Annotated in this window: 15 protein-coding genes; 8 read left to right on the top strand and 7 right to left on the bottom strand. The window is 57.2% G+C overall.

The genetic code is table 11. The features are described 5' to 3' along the window. The first annotated feature begins 105 nt into the window (after window positions 1-105). Window positions 106-1,431, top strand: a complete 1,326-nt coding sequence (gene rimO / locus HV242_RS06955) for a 30S ribosomal protein S12 methylthiotransferase RimO (protein WP_032677749.1) — start codon at window positions 106-108, stop codon at window positions 1,429-1,431. 51 nt (window positions 1,432-1,482) lie between these two features. On the opposite strand, the gene gsiD is transcribed toward rimO, so the two are convergent. The 5 genes from gsiD to iaaA are packed head-to-tail and all read right to left on the bottom strand — an operon-like array spanning window position 1,483 to window position 7,745. Next, window positions 1,483-2,394, bottom strand: a complete 912-nt coding sequence (gene gsiD, locus HV242_RS06950) for a glutathione ABC transporter permease GsiD (protein WP_020884888.1) — start codon at window positions 2,392-2,394, stop codon at window positions 1,483-1,485. A 1-nt stretch (window position 2,395) separates the two neighbouring features. Next, window positions 2,396-3,316: a glutathione ABC transporter permease GsiC gene (gsiC, locus tag HV242_RS06945; RefSeq protein ID WP_020884889.1), complete on the bottom strand. Its 921-nt coding sequence runs from the start codon at window positions 3,314-3,316 to the stop codon at window positions 2,396-2,398. A 45-nt stretch (window positions 3,317-3,361) separates the two neighbouring features. Next, entirely contained in the window at window positions 3,362-4,900 is a 1,539-nt protein-coding gene (gene gsiB, locus HV242_RS06940) for a glutathione ABC transporter substrate-binding protein GsiB (RefSeq protein ID WP_050736553.1), read from the bottom strand. A 23-nt stretch (window positions 4,901-4,923) separates the two neighbouring features. Continuing rightward, on the bottom strand, window positions 4,924-6,795 hold the full coding sequence (gene gsiA / locus HV242_RS06935; RefSeq protein WP_050736552.1) for a glutathione ABC transporter ATP-binding protein GsiA: 1,872 nt from the start codon (window positions 6,793-6,795) through the stop codon (window positions 4,924-4,926). Window positions 6,796-6,806: 11 nt separating this feature from the next. Beyond that, window positions 6,807-7,745, bottom strand: coding sequence for a beta-aspartyl-peptidase (iaaA, locus tag HV242_RS06930; protein ID WP_050736929.1), 939 nt, complete (start codon window positions 7,743-7,745; stop codon window positions 6,807-6,809). A gap of 188 nt (window positions 7,746-7,933) precedes the next feature. Between iaaA and moeA the strand changes: the two genes are divergently transcribed. Together moeA and moeB are read left to right on the top strand one after the other, a co-directional pair. Next, a complete protein-coding gene (gene moeA / locus HV242_RS06925) occupies window positions 7,934-9,166 on the top strand; it encodes a molybdopterin molybdotransferase MoeA (protein WP_047742394.1) in 1,233 nt (410 codons plus the stop codon). A 1-nt stretch (window position 9,167) separates the two neighbouring features. Further along, entirely contained in the window at window positions 9,168-9,920 is a 753-nt protein-coding gene (moeB, locus tag HV242_RS06920; protein WP_032681373.1) for a molybdopterin-synthase adenylyltransferase MoeB, read from the top strand. A gap of 40 nt (window positions 9,921-9,960) precedes the next feature. On the opposite strand, the gene fsa is transcribed toward moeB, so the two are convergent. Continuing rightward, window positions 9,961-10,623 (bottom strand): fructose-6-phosphate aldolase, encoded by a 663-nt coding sequence (fsa, locus tag HV242_RS06915; protein WP_020884894.1) that lies wholly within the window; start codon window positions 10,621-10,623, stop codon window positions 9,961-9,963. Window positions 10,624-10,751: 128 nt separating this feature from the next. Here fsa and HV242_RS06910 point away from each other — a divergent pair, with 128 nt between their 5' ends. The 4 genes from HV242_RS06910 (at window position 10,752) to HV242_RS06895 (ending at window position 16,471) form a co-directional block, all read left to right on the top strand. Beyond that, the gene (locus HV242_RS06910; protein ID WP_032681375.1) at window positions 10,752-11,651 is read left to right on the top strand and encodes a glycyl-radical enzyme activating protein; all 900 of its coding nucleotides are present in this window, start codon (window positions 10,752-10,754) and stop codon (window positions 11,649-11,651) included. A 4-nt stretch (window positions 11,652-11,655) separates the two neighbouring features. Then, window positions 11,656-14,088 (top strand): formate C-acetyltransferase/glycerol dehydratase family glycyl radical enzyme, encoded by a 2,433-nt coding sequence (locus tag HV242_RS06905; protein ID WP_047743836.1) that lies wholly within the window; start codon window positions 11,656-11,658, stop codon window positions 14,086-14,088. A gap of 161 nt (window positions 14,089-14,249) precedes the next feature. Then, a complete protein-coding gene (locus HV242_RS06900; RefSeq protein WP_025204614.1) occupies window positions 14,250-15,065 on the top strand; it encodes a Cof-type HAD-IIB family hydrolase in 816 nt (271 codons plus the stop codon). Window positions 15,066-15,214: 149 nt separating this feature from the next. Then, entirely contained in the window at window positions 15,215-16,471 is a 1,257-nt protein-coding gene (locus HV242_RS06895) for a DUF1479 domain-containing protein (RefSeq protein WP_014169275.1), read from the top strand. Here the strand turns inward: HV242_RS06895 and HV242_RS06890 are convergent. Next, the gene (locus HV242_RS06890; protein WP_032681377.1) at window positions 16,468-17,541 is read right to left on the bottom strand and encodes a LacI family DNA-binding transcriptional regulator; all 1,074 of its coding nucleotides are present in this window, start codon (window positions 17,539-17,541) and stop codon (window positions 16,468-16,470) included. The two genes, HV242_RS06895 and HV242_RS06890, sit on opposite strands and share 4 nt — an antisense overlap. A gap of 287 nt (window positions 17,542-17,828) precedes the next feature. Between HV242_RS06890 and HV242_RS06885 the strand changes: the two genes are divergently transcribed. After that, entirely contained in the window at window positions 17,829-19,130 is a 1,302-nt protein-coding gene (locus HV242_RS06885) for an MFS transporter (RefSeq protein WP_020884899.1), read from the top strand. The last annotated feature ends 3 nt before the right edge of the window (window positions 19,131-19,133 follow it).

Here is a 19,133-nt window from a genome sequence, read left to right as displayed (position 1 = left end):
ACAACCTTCTCGTCGGTCATCCGCCTCGCAAAGAGTGTATAAATCCCCCGCGGAACGCTGTAAAATCCCGCCCTGATAACTCCATAATTGATGAATTTTTAACCTATGAGCAATGTTACGCACCAGCCTAAAATCGGCTTCGTCTCCCTGGGCTGCCCAAAAAACCTGGTGGATTCTGAACGCATCCTGACCGAACTGCGCACCGAGGGCTATGACGTGGTGCCAAGCTACGACAACGCCGACATGGTGATCGTTAACACCTGCGGGTTTATCGACAGCGCGGTTCAGGAGTCACTGGAAGCCATCGGTGAAGCCCTGACGGAAAACGGCAAAGTGATTGTGACCGGCTGTCTGGGCGCGAAAGTGGACCAGATCCGCGAAGTGCACCCGAAAGTGCTGGAGATCACCGGCCCGCACAGCTACGAGCAGGTACTGGAGCATGTTCATCACTACGTCCCTAAACCTAAGCACAATCCGTTCCTGAGCCTGGTGCCAGAACAGGGCGTGAAGCTGACCCCGCGTCACTATGCGTACCTGAAAATTTCCGAAGGCTGCAACCATCGCTGCACCTTCTGCATTATCCCGTCCATGCGTGGCGATTTGGTCAGCCGTCCGATTGGTGAAGTGCTGGCAGAAGCCAAACGTCTGGCAGACGCAGGCGTTAAAGAGCTGCTGGTCATTTCCCAGGATACCTCGGCTTATGGCGTCGACGTGAAGCATCGCTCTGGTTTCCACAACGGCGAGCCGGTGAAAACCAGCATGGTTGGCCTGTGCGAACAGCTTGCCAAACTGGGTATCTGGACACGTCTGCATTACGTCTACCCGTATCCGCACGTTGACGATGTCATCCCGCTGATGGCAGAAGGGAAAATTCTTCCGTATCTGGATATCCCGCTGCAGCACGCCAGCCCGCGTATTCTGAAGCTGATGAAGCGTCCTGGCTCCGTCGATCGCCAGCTGGCACGCATCAAACAGTGGCGTGAAATCTGCCCGGACCTGACCCTGCGTTCCACCTTCATCGTGGGCTTCCCGGGCGAAACCGAAGAAGATTTCCAGATGCTGCTCGACTTCCTGAAAGAAGCACGTCTGGACCGCGTAGGCTGCTTCAAATACAGCCCGGTCGAAGGCGCGACCGCCAACGAACTGGCGGATCAGGTTCCGGAAGAGGTGAAAGAAGAGCGCTGGAACCGCTTCATGCAGCTGCAACAGCAGATCTCTGCTGAACGTCTGCAGGAAAAAGTGGGCCGCGAAATTCTGGTCATCATCGATGAAGTGGACGAAGAAGGCGCAATTGGCCGCAGCATGGCTGACGCCCCTGAAATCGACGGCGCGGTCTACCTGAACGGCGAAACCAGCGTCAAGCCGGGCGATATTGTCCGCGTGAAAGTTGAAAACGCCGACGAGTATGATTTGTGGGGAACCCGGGTTTAACGGCGTTTTACCCTTCCCTTCACCCTCTCCCGCCGGGAGAGGGTTTCCATCCTACCCCTTAATCCTCGGATCCAGCGCGTCGCGTAACCCATCGCCCAACAGGTTAAACGCCAGCACGGTCAGGAAAATGGCCAGGCTCGGGAAGATGGCCACGTGCGGTGCAATGACCATGTCCGCTCTTGCTTCATTCAGCATCGCGCCCCACTCCGGCGTAGGCGGTTGCGCACCCAGCCCCAGAAACGACAGGCTGGCCGCCGAGATAATCGACACGCCGATACGCATGGTAAAATAGACCACGATAGACGACACCGTCCCCGGCAGAATATGGCTGAACAGGATAGTGGCATCGCTGGCCCCCATGCTGCGCGCAGACTCAATAAAGGTTTGCTGTTTGAGCACCAGCGTGTTGCCTCGCACCAGACGCGCAAACGCCGGTATTGAGAAGACCGCAACCGCAATAATGACGTTAGCCATACCGCTGCCCATTATCGCCACCACCGCAATCGCCAGCAGAATGCCCGGGAAGGCAAACAACACGTCGCAGATACGCATGATAATGCGGTCCCACCAGCCTTCGTAATATCCGGCGACCAGACCCAGCACGGTGCCGATTGCCGCGCCAATCAGTACCGCAAAAACCCCGGCGGCGAGAGAGATCTGCGCCCCCACCAGCACGCGGCTGAAGATGTCGCGCCCAAGCGAGTCCACGCCGAACCAGTGCAGCATCGACGGTCCATCATTGAGACGGTCGTAATCAAAATAGTTTTCCGCATCAAACGGTGCTACCCACGGCGCAATGACCGCCACCACAATCAGCAGCAGGACAAAGAGCCCCGCCGTCATGGCGACCGGCTGACGGCGAAAACGCCGCCAGAATTCAGACCACGGCGTGCGGATATGGTCCGGCTTTAGCCCCGGCATAGCGTTTAACATGGCCTGACGACGCCAGTTCAACAATCGCATTTTACTTATACCTGATGGCCGGGTTAATGGCGGCGTAGAGCACATCCACCACTAAGTTGATAAGAATAAATTCCAGTGAGAAAAGCAGGACTTCGGCCTGAATAACCGGGTAATCACGCATTTCGACTGAATCCACCAAAAGACGTCCCAGCCCCGGCCAGTTAAAGACCTTCTCCACCACAATCGAGCCGCCCAGCAGAAAACCAAACTGGAGCCCCATCATCGTCACCACCGGGATCATCGCGTTACGAAAGCCGTGTTTGAGGATGACCCATTTCTCGCTGACCCCTTTCGCCCGGGCGGTGCGAATATAATCTTCGCTCAGCACGTCAACGAACGAGGCGCGGGTAAAGCGGGCCATCACGGCTGCAACGGCAGCACCCAGCGTCATCGAGGGCAGAATGTAGTGTTTCCAGGTGTCGGCCCCGACCGTCGGCAGCCAGCCCAGCTCCACGGAGAATATCTGCATCAGCAGCATCCCCAGCGCAAATGCCGGGAAGGAAATGCCCGTGACGGCCAGAGCCATACCGAGCTTATCCGGCCAGCGGTTGCGCCAGACGGCAGCGACAATTCCTGCGCCAAGACCAAACAGCACCGCCCAGCTCATGCTGGCAATGGTTAACCAGAACGTGGGCATAAAGCGGCTGGCAATCTCTTCCGACACCGGACGACGTGACACCATAGAAGTGCCAAAGTCACCCTGCAGAACGTTGCCAATATAGTGGAGAAACTGCATATACAAAGGCTGGTCGAGGCCCAGTTGTTTTCGCACCAGCGCGATAACCGTTGCATCCGCATCTGACCCTGCAACCAGACGTGCCGGATCGCCCGGCAGCATATGAACAAACAAAAACACCAGCACCGCCACAATCAGCAGCGTCGGGATAAGCCCCAACAGGCGTTTACAAACATAATTCAGCATGCCTTTCCCTCTCATCCCACAGGCAGTGGCCTGCGGGCATGAGTATTATTTTAAATCTGCTTCATCAAAGCTAAAGCCCGTATCCGGCATGATGTAGAACCCGGTCAGCGCTTTGTTATGCGCGGAAACCAGTTTTTCCACCACCAGCGGTACCCACGGCGACTCTTTCCAGATGGTATCCTGCGCCTCTTTATACAGGCGCGCTTTCTCTTCCGGTTTGGTCGTTTTCAGGGCATCCGCCAGGTCTTTATCCACCTTCGGGTTGCTGTAGAAGGCCGTATTGAACAGGGTCGGCGGCCAGTTCTGTGAGGCGAACAGCGGCGACAGCGCCCAGTCCGCTTCACCGGTAGAGGCCGACCAGCCGGTGTAGAACATCCGTACGCCGCTCTCTTTCTGCCCTTTCCCTTCCACTTCAGCCGCACGCTGACCGGCATCCATCGCGGTGACCTGCGCCTTGATACCTACCTGCGCCAGCTGCTGCTGGGTAAATTGCAGCACCTTCTGAGCGGTACTGTGATTATGCGACGACCAGAGCGTGGTGCTAAAGCCGTTCGGGAAGCCCGCCTCTTTTAACAGCTCACGCGCTTTGGCCGGATCGTAAGGCCACGGTTGATAGTTTTGCGAATAGGCGATCGCCGGAGGCAGCACGCCGGTAGCCGGCGTGGCATAGCCAGCAAAGGCGACTTTTACCAGCGCCTGGCGGTTAATGGCGTAGTTGATGGCCTCACGCACTTTTGGATTATCAAACGGCTTTTGCGTCACGTTCATGCTGATATAGCGCTGCATAATGGACGGGCTGGCGACCAGCTCCAGCTTGCTGTTTTTCTGCAGAATGGCGGCTTGCTCATAGGGGATCGGGAACGCGAACTGCGCCTCACCGGTCTGCAGCATCGCCGCGCGGGTGTTGTTGTCCACCACCGGACGCCAGGTAATGGTGTCCAGCTTCGGCAGGCCCGGCTGCCAGTAACCCGCAAACTTCTCAACCTTCACAAAGTCGGTCTGGTTCCAGGTGAGCAGCTCGTAGGGGCCGGTCCCCACCGGATGGAACCCGATCTCTTTGCCGTATTTTTTCAGCGCGGCAGGCGAAATCATCGCCGTGGCAGGATGCGCCAGAATATTGATAAACGCCGAGAACGGCTCTTTCAGGGTGATCTTCACCGTCGTCGGGTCAACCACCTCGGTGCTGGCGATGTTTTTATACAGGTTGTAGCGCTTGAGGCTATTTTCCGGGTTGCTGGCGCGATCGAGGTTTATCTTCACCGCCTCCGCGTTGAAATCTGTACCGTCCTGGAACTTCACGCCGGTTCTGAGCTTAAGGGTATACACCAGCCCGTCGCTGGAAACGGTATACCCTTCCGCCAGCACATTTTTAAGTTTCATCTCGCTATCCAGGCCAAACAGCCCCTGATAGAACGATTTCGCCACCGCCTGGGAGAGCGTGTCGTTGGCATCATACGGATCCAGCGTGGTGAAATTGGAACCAACGGCGACCACCACATCTTTGGCAGCGAACGCCGGCGCGGCGGCCAGGGCTGCCGTCACGCTCGCGGCGAGTAACCATCTGCGCGCTACAAATTTAACCATTGTGTTCTCCTGCCTGTTTTAAGTTATAACCGCGAGAATGCATTGTCCTGACGCGGAGGGGCCACAAAATGCCCCGGGCCAACCTCGCGCAGCGCCACGCGCTCCACCGCCTCGCCCCGTTTACGAATATTGCTCGGCATTTCGTCCTGCAGCAGCACACGCTGGCCGTGGCGATGCTCAGGGTCGGCAACCGGCACCGCGGCGATAAGCTTGCGTGTGTAAGGGTGTTGTGGATTTTCAAATACCGCCCGGCGCGGTCCTATCTCCACAATTTGTCCCATAAACATCACCGCGACACGGTGGCTGATACGCTCAACCACCGCCATGTCGTGGGAGATAAAGAGGAAGGCAATCCCCATATCCCGCTGCAGGTCGAGCAGTAAATTAATGATTTGCGCCCGGATAGAGACATCCAGCGCCGAGACGGATTCATCTGCAATCACCACTTTCGGGTTAAGTGCCAGCGCGCGGGCAATGCAAATACGCTGCCGCTGACCGCCCGAAAACTCGTGCGGATAACGCCAGGCATGTTCCGGCTTCAGCCCCACGCGTTCAAGCAGCCAGGCCACCCGACGCTGCGCGGCTTCACCATCGAGCAGGTTATGCACCCGCAGCGGCTCCATAAGCGAATACCCCACCGTGTGGCGCGGGTCGAGGGAGGCATACGGATCCTGGAAAATAAACTGGATATCTCGTCTTACCGCCTGCAGTTTGGTGTCCGGAAGGGTATCAATGCGTTCCCCGTTAAAGGTTATGCTGCCCTCCTGGGACTCCACCAGCCTGAGCAGCGCCCGCCCGGTGGTGGATTTGCCGCAGCCTGACTCTCCCACCAGCGCCAGCGTTTCGCCTGGCCATAAATCAAAACTGACGTTTTCAACCGCATGCACCTCGCGCTTCACGCGGTTAAACATTCCGCTGCGCAGGGGAAAACGGGTCACCAGATCGCGCACTTCCAGAATCGGCTTGCCGGGTACCACGGTATCCTGCTCGATTTCATCTTCCTGCTGGCCTGCCGCTTCGAGAGAAATCAACGGGAACCGGCGCGGTAAATCACTGCCATTCATCGCCCCCAACCGCGGAACCGCCGCCAGCAGCGCTTTGGTGTAAGGATGAACCGGCGCATGGAAAATTTGCTCAACCGTGCCGGTTTCCACGGCGTTGCCCTTGTGCATGACCAGCACGCGATCGGCAATATCGGCGACCACGCCCATATCGTGGGTGATGAAAATCACCCCCATCTCCATCTCCTGCTGCAGCACTTTGATAAGCTGCAGAATTTGCGCCTGAATAGTCACATCCAGTGCCGTCGTGGGTTCGTCGGCAATCAGCACCGCGGGACGGCAGGAGAGCGCCATCGCAATCATGACGCGCTGACGCATACCGCCGGAAAGCTGATGCGGGTAGCGTCCCAGAATGGCCTGCGCTTCCGGTATGCGTACCAGGTCGAGCATGCGTTTCGCTTCACGAAGCGCCTCATCACCGCTCAACCCCTGATGCAGGCGGATGGACTCGGCAATCTGTTCCCCGACCGGAAAGACCGGGTTCAGCGAGGTCATCGGCTCCTGGAAGATCATCGCAATATCGGCCCCGCGCACGCTCTGCATCTGCGAGGCGCTCAGCTCATTTAAATCAATGACCTGGTGGTTACGCCGGCGCAGCAGCATTTTTTCGCAGCTGACCTGTCCGCCGGTCTGTTCCAGCAGACGCATCAGCGCCAGCGCGGTGACCGATTTCCCTGAACCGGACTCGCCCACAATCGCCAGCGTTTCACCGCGGTTGAGCGAGAACGATAAATTCTGTACTGCGGGGATGAACTGCCGCTCTTCCTGAAACGCAATATTCAGTTGATGGACAGCCAGCACTTCACGGTTGTCCAGCTCTTCACTGTGCGGCACGCTTTGCCCCCTTATTCACGATAGATCCCCGTACTGGGTTCATCACCGGCATAACCCCACGCGCGGTACATACCTTCGCTGTTAAACGGCAATGCCACGTTGCCCTCACGATCCACCGCAATTAACCCACCGATACCCCCCAGTGCGGGCAGTTTCTCCATCACCACGCGTTCACAGGCTTCGGCCAGGCTTAACCCGCCGTAATCCATCAGCGCGGTGATGTCGTACGCCGCGAGGGCGCGAATAAACACTTCACCGGTTCCTGTGCACGACACTGCCGCCGTGGCGTTATTGGCATAGCACCCTGCCCCCGGTAATGGACTGTCACCTACCCGGCCCGGCAGTTTGTTGGTCATACCGCCGGTCGACGTGGCCGCAGCCAGATTCCCGTCTTTATCAAGAGCCACCGCCCCTACCGTGCCCATTTTGCTGCGCTCATCGAGCGGCGCGGTATGGTCAAGCTGCGCCATGTTTGCAGAGCGCGCCTCAAGCAGCTGTTGATAACGCTCCGGCGTTGAAAACAGATCGGGAGAAACTGGCGTCATGCCATGTTCCGCGGCAAACGTCTCTGCCCCGGCCCCGGTCAGAAGAACATGCGGGCTCGCCTCCATCACCAGACGCGCGGCCAGCACCGGATTACGCAGATGACTCACCCCCGCGACGGCGCCCGCTTTAAGGGTGACACCGTCCATGACGCAGGCATCCAGCTCGTGCGTTTCATCGCGGGTAAAGACCGAACCAATGCCCGCGTTAAACAACGGGCACTCTTCCAGCAGACGTACCGCCTCGGTAACCACATCCAGCGCGCTCTCGCCCGCCTCCAGCATCCGCTGGCCCGTTTCCACAATGGCATACAGCGCATCAATATAACGTTTTTCCTGCTCGGGACTGAGCAGGGCACGGGTGATTGCCCCGGCGCCACCATGAATTGCGATTACCGCATTAACCATTCCCATCACCCGTTAGCCTGATTTGCGGCTTTTTCTATAAATATCATTATCGTCGCTGAAACTTCAGATGATTTTTGAATATAGAAAGACGCAACTGTGATGTAAAGCGTACACCCATCGGGTCATACAGTTAGTGGCACTTTTCTGCCATAATGGACGCTTTCGTCGTTACTCCGCAGGAGCCCACCATGGATTTTACCGCCGGACTGATGCCGCTTGAGGCGGCACTCACGCAGATGCTTGACCGAATTTCCCCCCTGCACGACCACGAGACGCTGCCATTGGTGCGCTGTTTTGGTCGTATTGCCGCGCGCGATATCGTCTCTCCGCTTAACGTGCCCGGGTTCGATAACTCCGCAATGGACGGCTACGCGGTACGCCTGGCGGATATCCGGACGGATACGGCGCTGCCCGTGGCGGGTAAGGCATTTGCCGGTCAGCCGTTTAACGGTGAGTGGCCTGCGGGTAGCTGCATACGCATCATGACCGGTGCCCCCGTACCGCCAGGCTGCGAAGCGGTGGTGATGCAGGAAGAGACCGAACAAACGGAAGCGGGCGTCCGCTTCACCGCGAGTGTTAAAGCGGGACAGAATATCCGTCGTACCGGTGAAGACATCACGCGTGGCGCAACGGTATTTGCCGCCGGGCAGAAACTGACGGTGGGCGAACTGCCGGTGCTGGCCTCGCTCGGCATTGCAGAAATTGACGTTATCCGTAAGGTACGCGTGGCGGTCTTTTCCACCGGCGATGAACTCCAGCTTCCGGGCCAGCCACTGCAGGACGGCCAAATTTACGACACTAACCGCCTCGCGGTACACCTGATGCTTGAACAGCTGGGGTGTGAGGTCATTAACCTTGGCATCATTCCGGATGATCCGGAGAAACTGCGCGCCGCGTTTATTGAAGCGGACCGGTCGGCGGACGTGGTAATTAGCTCCGGCGGCGTTTCCGTAGGTGAAGCGGATTACACCAAAACCATTCTTGAAGAGCTGGGGGAGATCGGCTTCTGGAAACTGGCCATCAAGCCGGGCAAACCGTTCGCGTTTGGTCAGCTGAAACACAGCTGGTTCTGCGGCCTGCCGGGTAACCCGGTTTCCGCCGCCCTGACCTTCTACCAGCTGGTCATTCCGCTGCTGGCAAAACTGTCTGGTAACCAGGCCCACCCGCTGCCGGTTCGCCAGCGCGTACGAGCGGCGACGCGCCTGAAGAAATCACCGGGCCGTCTTGATTTCCAGCGCGGTATTCTGACGCGCAACGCTGAAGGCGAGCTGGAAGTGAGCACCACCGGACACCAGGGCTCGCATATCTTCAGCTCGTTCAGCCAGGGCAACTGCTTTATCGTTCTCGAGCGTGAACGCGGCAGCGTGGAGCCGGGTGAATGGGTTGAGGTGGAAAGCTTTAACCACCTCTTCGGAGGCTAACATGACGGCTGAACTCAGCGACCAGGAGATGATGCGCTATAACCGCCAGATTGTTCTGCGCGGTTTTGATTTCGACGGCCAGGAAGCGCTTAAGGCAGCACGGGTGCTGGTCGTAGGGCTGGGGGGGCTGGGCTGCGCTGCGGCCCAGTATCTGGCCGCGGCGGGGGTGGGCAATATGACGCTGCTGGATTTTGATACCGTGTCGGTGTCGAACCTTCAGCGCCAGACGCTGCACAGCGACGCGACCCTCGGCCAGCCCAAAGTGGAATCGGCCCGCGCGGCGCTGGTGCGCATCAATCCTAACGTGAAGTTCACCCTGATTGACGCCCTGCTGGATGATGAGGCGCTGTCGGCACAGATAGCACGACACGATCTGGTGCTGGACTGTACCGATAACGTCACCATTCGCAATCAGTTGAATGCAGGATGTTTTGCCCACAAAACGCCGCTGGTCTCCGGTGCCGCCATTCGAATGGAAGGCCAAATCAGCGTCTTTACCTACGCCGGGGGCGAACCGTGCTATCGCTGCCTGAGCCGTCTGTTTGGCGAGAACGCCCTCACCTGCGTGGAGGCGGGCGTCATGGCTCCGTTAGTCGGCGTCATAGGTTCGTTGCAGGCTATGGAAGCGATCAAAGTGCTGGCGCATTACGGGACGCCTGCCGCGGGGAAAATCGTGATGTATGACGCGATGACCTGCCAGTTCCGCGAGATGAAACTGATGCGCAACCCCGGCTGTGAGGTATGCGGACGCTAAATGGTAGCCGGGCAAGCGTTAGCATAACCCGGCAACCGTATCAGAGCGTCGTTCTGCCAAACGCCCCTTGCCAGTCCTGCTCAAACTTCACTATTGCCGCATCCACCGCAGGCGAAGTAATAAATTGCTGAGCAACATCCAGCGGCAGGGTGATGGATTCACAACCTGCCAGCAGGCAGTCCAGTGCCTGACGCGGCGTTTTGAAGCTCGCGGCCAGCACTTTTGACTGCGGGGCATGCAGCGTCAGAAGCTGCTGCAGTTCAACCACCGTCTGGATCCCGTCCCCGCCCTGCGCGTCCACGCGGTTAACGTAAGGGGCAACATACTCAGCGCCCGCCAGCGCGGATAGCATCCCTTGTGCTGCACCGTACACCGCCGTACCCAGCGTCGGGATCCCTTCCGCTTTCAGCATTTTGATCGCCGCCAGACCTTCCGCCGTTACCGGCACTTTTACCACCAGGTCGTTGATAATGGTGCGCAGTTTACGCGCCTCTTCCACCATCCCTTCAGCGGTGGTCGCCATGACCTGCGCGAACAGGCGACCTTTCCCGCCGAGCGCATCCTGCAGCGCCGGTAGCAGCGCCTCGAGCGGCGTTTTCCCTGCCGCCACGATACTGGGGTTCGTGGTCACGCCCGCCAGCGGGAAGATACGCGCCAGCCGTTTCACTGCCGCGACGTCGGAAGTATCGAGATAAAGTTCCATGATGTAACCCTCAAATTTAGCCTGCACTTACCCTATCACGACAAAACCTGCTCAGGAGTTGACCTGCATCAAGATAACTTTCATTCGAAAGTAATTTAATCTTCATATGCAATATGAGAGGCGAAAACATGATCTTCAATATTCAGCGTTACTCTACCCACGATGGCCCCGGTATTCGTACCGTGGTGTTCCTGAAAGGCTGCTCGCTGGGCTGTCGCTGGTGCCAGAATCCGGAAAGCCGCTCCCGCCACCGGGATGTGCTCTTTGACGCGCGGCTGTGCCTGGAAGGCTGCGACCTGTGCCAGAAAGCGGCGCCGGGCATTATCGATCGTGCGCTGAATGGGCTGGTTATCCACCGTGAAAAGCTTAACGAAAAGACTCTCGACGCCCTCACCGACTGCTGCCCAACGCAGGCGCTCACCGTCTGTGGTGAAGAAAAGCAGGTTGAAGAGATTATGTCCACCGTACTGCGCGACAAGCCCTTCTATGACCGCAGCGGCGGCGGGATAACCCTGTCCGGCGGTGAACCGTTTATGAATCCCGATCTGGCTCATGCCCTGTTTAAAGCCAGCCATGAGCAAGGCATACATACCGCCGTGGAAACCTGTCTCCACGTGCCATGGCATTATATTGCACCGTCATTACCGTATGTCGATCTGTTCCTGGCGGACCTGAAACACGTTGATGGCAGGACGTTCAAACAGTGGACCGACGGTTCCGCCAAACGGATCCTTGATAACCTGAAACGCCTGGCCGCCGCCGGTAAACAGGTCACCCTCCGCGTACCGCTGATTCAGGGCTTCAACGCCGATGAAGCGTCGATTACCGCCATCACCAATTTTGCCGCAGACGAACTCAACGTCCGCGAGATCCATTTTCTGCCGTACCACACGCTGGGCATGAACAAATATACCCTGCTCGGCCAACCCTACTCTGCCCCTGATAAACCGCTGGATGATCCTGCGCTTCTGGACTTCGCACAGCAGTACGCCTGCCAGAAAGGGTTAACCGCGACCTTACGAGGATAAACTTATGACGACCCTGAATCTCAGCACCCTTAGCGAGCGCATAAAAGCACACAAAACGGCCCTCGTGCATATCGTGAAGCCGCCGGTCTGTACCGAGCGCGCCCTGCATTACACCGAGATGTACCAGCAGCATATGGACAAGCCGATCCCGGTGCGTCGCGCGCTGGCGCTGGCACATCACCTCGCGCAGCGCACCATCTGGATAAAACATGATGAGCTGATCATCGGTAACCAGGCCAGTGAAGTCCGCGCCGCGCCAATTTTCCCGGAATACACCGTCTCGTGGATTGAAAAAGAGATTGACGATCTGGCGGACCGTCCGGGCGCAGGCTTTGCGGTGAGCGAAGAAAACAAGCGCGTATTGCATGAGATCTGCCCATGGTGGCGCGGCCAGACGGTGCAGGATCGCTGCTACGGCATGTTCACCGACGAGCAAAAAGGGCTGCTGGAAACCGGCATTATCAAAGCGGAAGGTAACATGACCTCCGGCGACGCACACCTGGCGGTTAACTTCCCGCTGCTGCTGGAAAAAGGTCTCGATGGTCTGCGCGACAAAGTGGCCGAGCGTCGTTCGCGTATCAACCTGACGGTGCTCGACGACCTTCACGGGGAACAGTTCCTGAAAGCGATCGATATTGTGCTGGAAGCGGTCAGCCTGCACATCGAACGTTTCGCCGCGCTGGCGCGTGAAATGGCGGCAACCGAATCCCGTGTAAGCCGTCGCGACGAGCTGCTGGCGATGGCAGAAAACTGTGATGTAATCGCCCATCAGCCGCCAACAACCTTCTGGCAGGCGCTGCAGCTGTGCTACTTCATTCAGCTGATTCTGCAGATTGAGTCCAACGGCCACTCCGTCTCGTTTGCCCGCATGGACCAGTACCTCTATCCGTACTACCGCCGCGACGTGGAGCTAAACCAGAGCCTCGACCGCGAACATGCCATTGAGCTGCTGCACAGCTGCTGGCTGAAGCTGCTGGAAGTGAACAAAATCCGCTCCGGCTCGCACTCCAAAGCCTCAGCGGGTAGCCCGCTGTATCAGAACGTCACCATCGGTGGACAGACGCTGATCAACGGTGAGCCTATGGACGCGGTCAACCCGCTCAGCTACGCGATTCTGGAATCCTGTGGTCGCCTGCGCTCCACGCAGCCAAACCTGAGCGTGCGTTATCATGCGGGCATGAGCAATGACTTCCTCGACGCCTGCGTGCAGGTGATCCGCTGCGGCTTTGGTATGCCCGCGTTCAACAACGATGAGATTGTCATTCCGGAATTCATCAAGCTCGGCGTCGAAAAAGAGGATGCCTATGACTATGCCGCAATTGGCTGCATCGAAACCGCAGTGGGTGGCAAATGGGGTTATCGCTGCACCGGCATGAGCTTTATCAACTTTGCCCGCGTGATGCTGGCAGCGCTGGAAGGCGGCCGCGATGCCACCAGCGGTAAGGTATTCCTGCCACAGGAGAAAGCACTCTCTGCCGGTAACTTCGATAACTTCGAAGAGGTGATGGCAGCGTGGGATACCCAGATCCGCTACTACACCCGCAAATCTATCGAGATTGAGTATGTGGTGGACACGATGCTTGAAGAGAACGTCCCCGATATTCTCTGCTCAGCGCTGGTGGATGACTGCATAGAGCGCGCGAAAAGCATCAAACAAGGCGGCGCGAAGTATGACTGGGTGTCAGGCCTGCAGGTGGGTATTGCTAACCTGGGCAACAGCCTGGCCGCGGTGAAAAAACTGGTCTTCGAACAGGGTACGATAGGTCAGCAACAGCTGGCCGCCGCTCTGGCCGATGATTTCGACGGGCTGACCCACGAGCAGCTGCGTCAGCGGCTTATCAACGGCGCGCCAAAATACGGTAACGATGACGACAGCGTGGATATGCTGCTGACCCGTGCCTACGAAACCTATATCGCCGAGCTGAAGCAGTACCATAACCCGCGCTATGGCCGTGGTCCGATTGGCGGTAACTACTATGCCGGCACGTCATCTATCTCCGCGAACGTGCCGTTTGGCGCGGCAACGATGGCAACCCCGGATGGACGTAAGGCGCATACTCCGCTGGCAGAAGGAGCCAGCCCGGCCTCCGGTACTGACCACCTCGGCCCGACGGCGGTGATCGGCTCTGTCGGCAAACTGCCAACCGAAGCGATCCTCGGCGGGGTACTGTTAAACCAGAAGCTCAACCCATCGACGCTGGAAAATGACAGTGACCGTCAGAAACTGATGGTGCTTCTGCGTACCTTCTTTGAAGTGCACAAGGGCTGGCATATTCAGTACAACATCGTTTCGCGTGAAACGCTGCTGGAAGCGAAAAAACACCCGGACCAGTATCGTGACCTGGTGGTGCGCGTCGCAGGGTACTCCGCGTTCTTTACCGCCCTGTCGCCGGATGCGCAGGACGATATTATTGCGCGTACCGAGCACACGCTTTAACTCTCTTCAAACTTATGCCCTCTCCCATCAAGGAGAGGGAACCTGTCTTTAAGCGGCAATTTCGGTTGCCGCTTTGCTTTGACTTTCGAATGAAATTAAATTTGTGCTCTCCGTCACCTTGTTATTAGAATGTTTCAAACGCAGTGACTCAGGAGCACAGTATGACCGTAAAAGTTATCGTCACCGATATGGACGGAACTTTCCTTGATGATGCCAAGCAGTACGACCGCGACCGCTTTCAGGCACAGTTTGAGCAGCTTAAAGCCCGTGATATTGAATTTGTTGTCGCCAGCGGCAACCAGTATTACCAGCTCATCTCCTTCTTCCCGGAACTGAAAGATCAGATCTCCTTCGTGGCGGAAAATGGCGCGCTGGTGTTCGATCACGGTGAGCAGATTTTTCACGGTGAACTGACCCGCCATGAGTCGCAAATTGTCATTGGCGAGTTGCTGAAAGACAACGCGCTCAACTTTGTGGCCTGTGGGCTGGAGAGCGCCTACGTCAGCGAACGGGCGCCAGACGCGTTTGTGGCGCTCATGTCAAAGCACTACCACCGCTTAAAACGCATCCGTGATTACCGCGAAATTGACGACGTGCTGTTCAAATTCTCCCTGAATTTGCCGGACAGCGATATCCCGAATCTTGTCGACAAACTGCACGTCTCCCTCGACGGGATTATGAAACCCGTCACCAGCGGTTTTGGGTTTGTCGATTTGATTATCCCGGGCCTGCACAAAGCCAACGGTATTAGCCGTCTGCTGAAGCGCTGGAAAATCTCCCCACAGGCGTGCGTGGCCATCGGCGACAGCGGCAACGATGCGGAAATGCTGAAGCTGGTGAAATACAATTTTGCCATGGGCAACGCGGCGCAGAGCATCAAAACGATCTGCCGCTACAGCACGGATGACAACAACCATCAGGGCGCACTGAATGTGATTCAGGCCGTGCTTGACGACCACTCCCCGTTCGACGCGTAATCTCTCTCTTGCCGGAGCACTGCTCCGGTACCTCACTCTTTTTCCATCCTGTGGAACACGTCAAATATTTAAACTTGCATTAACTAATTTTTAACTTAAAGTATCACTTGTAGATATTTTTACTTTCGAATGAAAGATGCGAGGCAGTTATGACGTTTACCAGTGAAAGTTTGCCTGCGGACCATAAAGCAGCGATTCGTCAGTTGAAGCGTGAACTACGTGCGCAGATCGGAGACGTTCAGGCGGTATTCGACACGCTCAGCGATAAAATCGCGACCCGCGTGGCGGAAATTAATGCCCTGAAGAACAAAGGTGAAACCGTCTGGCCGGTTATCCCGTTTGCGGATGTGAAAAACGGGACGATCACCCAGGCACAGCGTGACGCGGTCAAACGCCGTGGCTGCGCGGTGATTAAAGGACACTTCCCTCGCGAGCAGGCGCTGGCGTGGGATCAATCGATGCTCGACTACCTCGATCTCAACCGGTTTGATGAGGTCTATAAAGGTCCGGGCGATAACTTCTTTGGTACCTTAACCGCCTCACGTCCGGAAATTTATCCTATCTACTGGTCGCAGGCGCAAATGCAGGCCCGGCAGAGTGAAGAGATGGCGCAGGTACAGTCGTTCCTGAACCGTTTATGGACCTTCGAGAGTAATGGCAAACAGTGGTTCGATCCGGACGTCAGCGTCATTTATCCGGACCGTATTCGTCGTCGCCCACCGGGTACCACCTCTAAAGGGCTGGGCGCGCATACCGATTCCGGCGCGCTGGAGCGCTGGCTGCTGCCGGCCTATCAGCAGGTCTTTGCCCGCGTTTTTGACGGCAACGTGGATAAATACGATCCGTGGAACGCCGCACACCGTACCGAAGTGGAAGAGTACACCGTGGATAACACCACAAAATGTTCTGTATTCCGCACCTTCCAGGGCTGGACGGCGCTGTCAGATATGATCCCGGGTCAGGGGTTGCTGCATGTGGTGCCTATTCCGGAAGCGATGGCCTACATTCTGCTGCGTCCGCTGCTGGATGATGTCCCGGAAGATGAACTCTGCGGCGTCGCGCCGGGACGTGTCCTGCCGGTCTCCGAGAAATGGCATCCGCTGTTAATCGAAGCGCTGAGCAGCATCCCAGCACTGGAAGCAGGCGATTCCGTGTGGTGGCACTGTGACGTGATCCACTCCGTTGCACCGGTGGAAAATCAGCAAGGCTGGGGCAACGTAATGTATATCCCTGCCGCCCCGATGTGCGAGAAAAACCTCGCCTATGCGAAAAAAGTGAAAGCAGCGCTGGAAACCGGTGCATCGCCGGGCGATTTCCCGCGCGAAGATTATGAAAAAAACTGGCAGGACCGCTTTACCGTGAACGATCTGAATATTCACGGCAAGCGTGCACTGGGCATGGCTTAATTGTCGTATAACCCTTCCCGCTCCACGGCGGTACGTCGTTTCCCCTGACGTATCCGCCGGACAGATCCCCGCACGGCCAGCGTGCCGTTAAGCAATAATGTTCCCACCGGCGCATCCGGGCGCATCAGCCGTTGCTGAAGCATATGCACCGCTTCGGTTCCCAGTTCATCGCGCGGTACGTGCACCGCCGTGAGCGGAACATCCTGAATGGCCGCCAGATTAAACCCGTCAATGCTCATCACCGAGATATCCTGCGGCACGCGCAAGCCCTGTTTTTGCAGCGCACTGATGGTGCCCGCCGCCATAAAATCGCCGCCGACCAAAAATGCGGTGGGCAGATCCTTACCCTGCATTTGACGGAGCCAGGAGGTGACCAGCTCTTCCGTTTCACGCGCGCTGAAGCTCGGAGCCACCAGCAGATCGCGTTTATCGTTGAATTTCAGGTTGTGAGATTGCCACGCATCGCGGATCCCGGCCAGACGCAGTTCCATGGTGTAACGCCGCAGGCAGAGGACATTCATCACCTCACGGTGTCCCATTTCAAACAGATAGTCCGCGGCCCGCTCACCTATCGCGCGGTGGTCCGGTGCCACTGCAGGCAGGCGCATATGCCGGTCGCGGCAGTTAATCAGCATGCAGGGTTTACCCACATCCACCGCCAGATCGTAGATATGCGGATCGTCGATACCGAGAAGAATAGCGGCCTGTGTCTCCGGCTCGTTCATCCGTGCCAGAAAAAGCTGTGCGTCGCTGTCATTCTCTTCCAGCGCGCAATAACGCAGACGGACATCGTGGGAAGCAAGGCCTTTACTCACGCTCTGGATCACCCGGTAGTAAAAGATGTCGGACCGCTCGTCAAAGGCGCGCTGTGGCGCAAAAACCACCAGGCTGTTGAGCAGCAGACGCCCCGCCGCCAGACCGTCCATCACCCCCAGCTCCCGCGCGCAGGCCAGCACCCTGGCGCGCGCTTTTTCACTGGTGTTCGCTTTTCCTGCCAGCACCCGCGACACGGTGCTGATGGAGAGCTGCGTGCGGGCGGCAATTTCGGTGATTTTTAGCCTTTTGTCCATTTTGTGATCTGGCTCCATTTGCGAAATGAAAAAATTTTCATAGCGTACTCATCAGGCAGTAACGGGCATAAAAAGCATCATGCCAGATGATTTATGTCATTGATGAGAAATTTTGCACAAAATCCACTATTGCCCGCTCATTTTCTCCCTTAAGGTGAATTTGTCACACCACTTCCATACTAGTTGTATAGCAACTTCTAAATTAAAACGGATAGAAATCAAAGCCATAAAAATCTGTGTGACACCTGAACCTCCGTCCCCTTACCGTCCGTCTTGTGGAGAGTAAAATGAGTCAGGACATCAATAACACCGTTGCGACAAGCAAAACCCGTCGCGTCATTAAGAACCTGCGCTGGTATGTGCTGGTGCTGTTCTTACTGGGCGTCACCGTTAACTACATCACCCGAAACTCGCTGGGTATTCTCGCCCCTGAGTTGAAAGAGAGCCTTGGGATCACCACCGAGCAATACTCCTGGATCGTCGGGGCATTTCAGATTGCCTACACCATTTTCCAGCCTCTGTGCGGCTGGTTGATCGACGTGATTGGTCTGAAAATTGGCTTTATGGTTTGCGCCGGGATCTGGGCGCTGATGTGTATTTTCCACGCCGGGGCGGGCAGCTGGCTGCACCTGGCTATCTTGCGCTTCTTTATGGGTGCTTCTGAAGCGGCCGCCACGCCGGCGAATGCGAAAACCATTGGCGAGTGGTTCCCGAAATCGGAACGTCCTGTCGCGGCCGGGTGGGCGGGCGTAGGGTTCTCCATTGGCGCGATGCTGGCACCGCCCATCATCTATTTCGCGCACGCCTCGTTTGGCTGGCAGGGCGCGTTTATGTTTACCGGCGTGCTGGCGCTGCTGTGGGTGATCCTCTGGTGGGCTTTTTACCACAACCCGGAACAGCATCCGAACCTGAGCAAGGACGAGCTGGCGTTTATCAAGCAGGATAACGAACCGCCTGCGGTAAAACTGCCCTTCCTCACCGCGCTGAAAAATGTCTCCAAAAATAAGCGCTTCTACGGTATCGCCCTTCCGGCGTTTATGGCCGAACCGGCCTGGGCCGTGCTGAGCTTCTGGGTTCCGCTGTATCTCGCCAAAGAGCACGGCATGGATTTGAAGCAGATTGCGATGTTTGCCTGGCTGCCGTTCCTTGCCGCGGACCTCGGCAGCGTGGCAAGCGGCTACCTCACCCGTCTGTATGCCCGACTGTTCGGCTGCAGCCGTGTGAACTCGGTGGTGGCCAGCTCCGTCACCGGCGCATTCCTGATGATCTCCCTGGCGGTCGTGGCCATTACCCGCGACCCGTATATCACCATCGTGCTGATCTCCATCGGCGGTTTCGGGCATCAGATCATCTCCTGCATGCTCAGCGCCCTGGTCGTGGAGTCATTTGATAAAGGTCAGATGGCGACCGTTAACGGCATGCGCGGCTCGGCGGCCTGGATCGCCAGCTTCCTGTTCTCCCTGTTAATTGGGGTGACCGCCGACAAAATCGGCTTTAACCCGCTCTTTATTGCCATGGGGTTCTTTGACCTGATTGGCGCTGTTTTCCTGGTGGCATTTATTGCTGAACGTCGCGCCAAGCGCGCCTGATAG

The organism is Enterobacter sp. RHBSTW-00593, assembly GCF_013784105.1.
In the GTDB taxonomy this organism is placed as follows: domain Bacteria; phylum Pseudomonadota; class Gammaproteobacteria; order Enterobacterales; family Enterobacteriaceae; genus Enterobacter; species Enterobacter ludwigii.
This window is presented reverse-complemented; position numbering and strand designations above follow the sequence as displayed.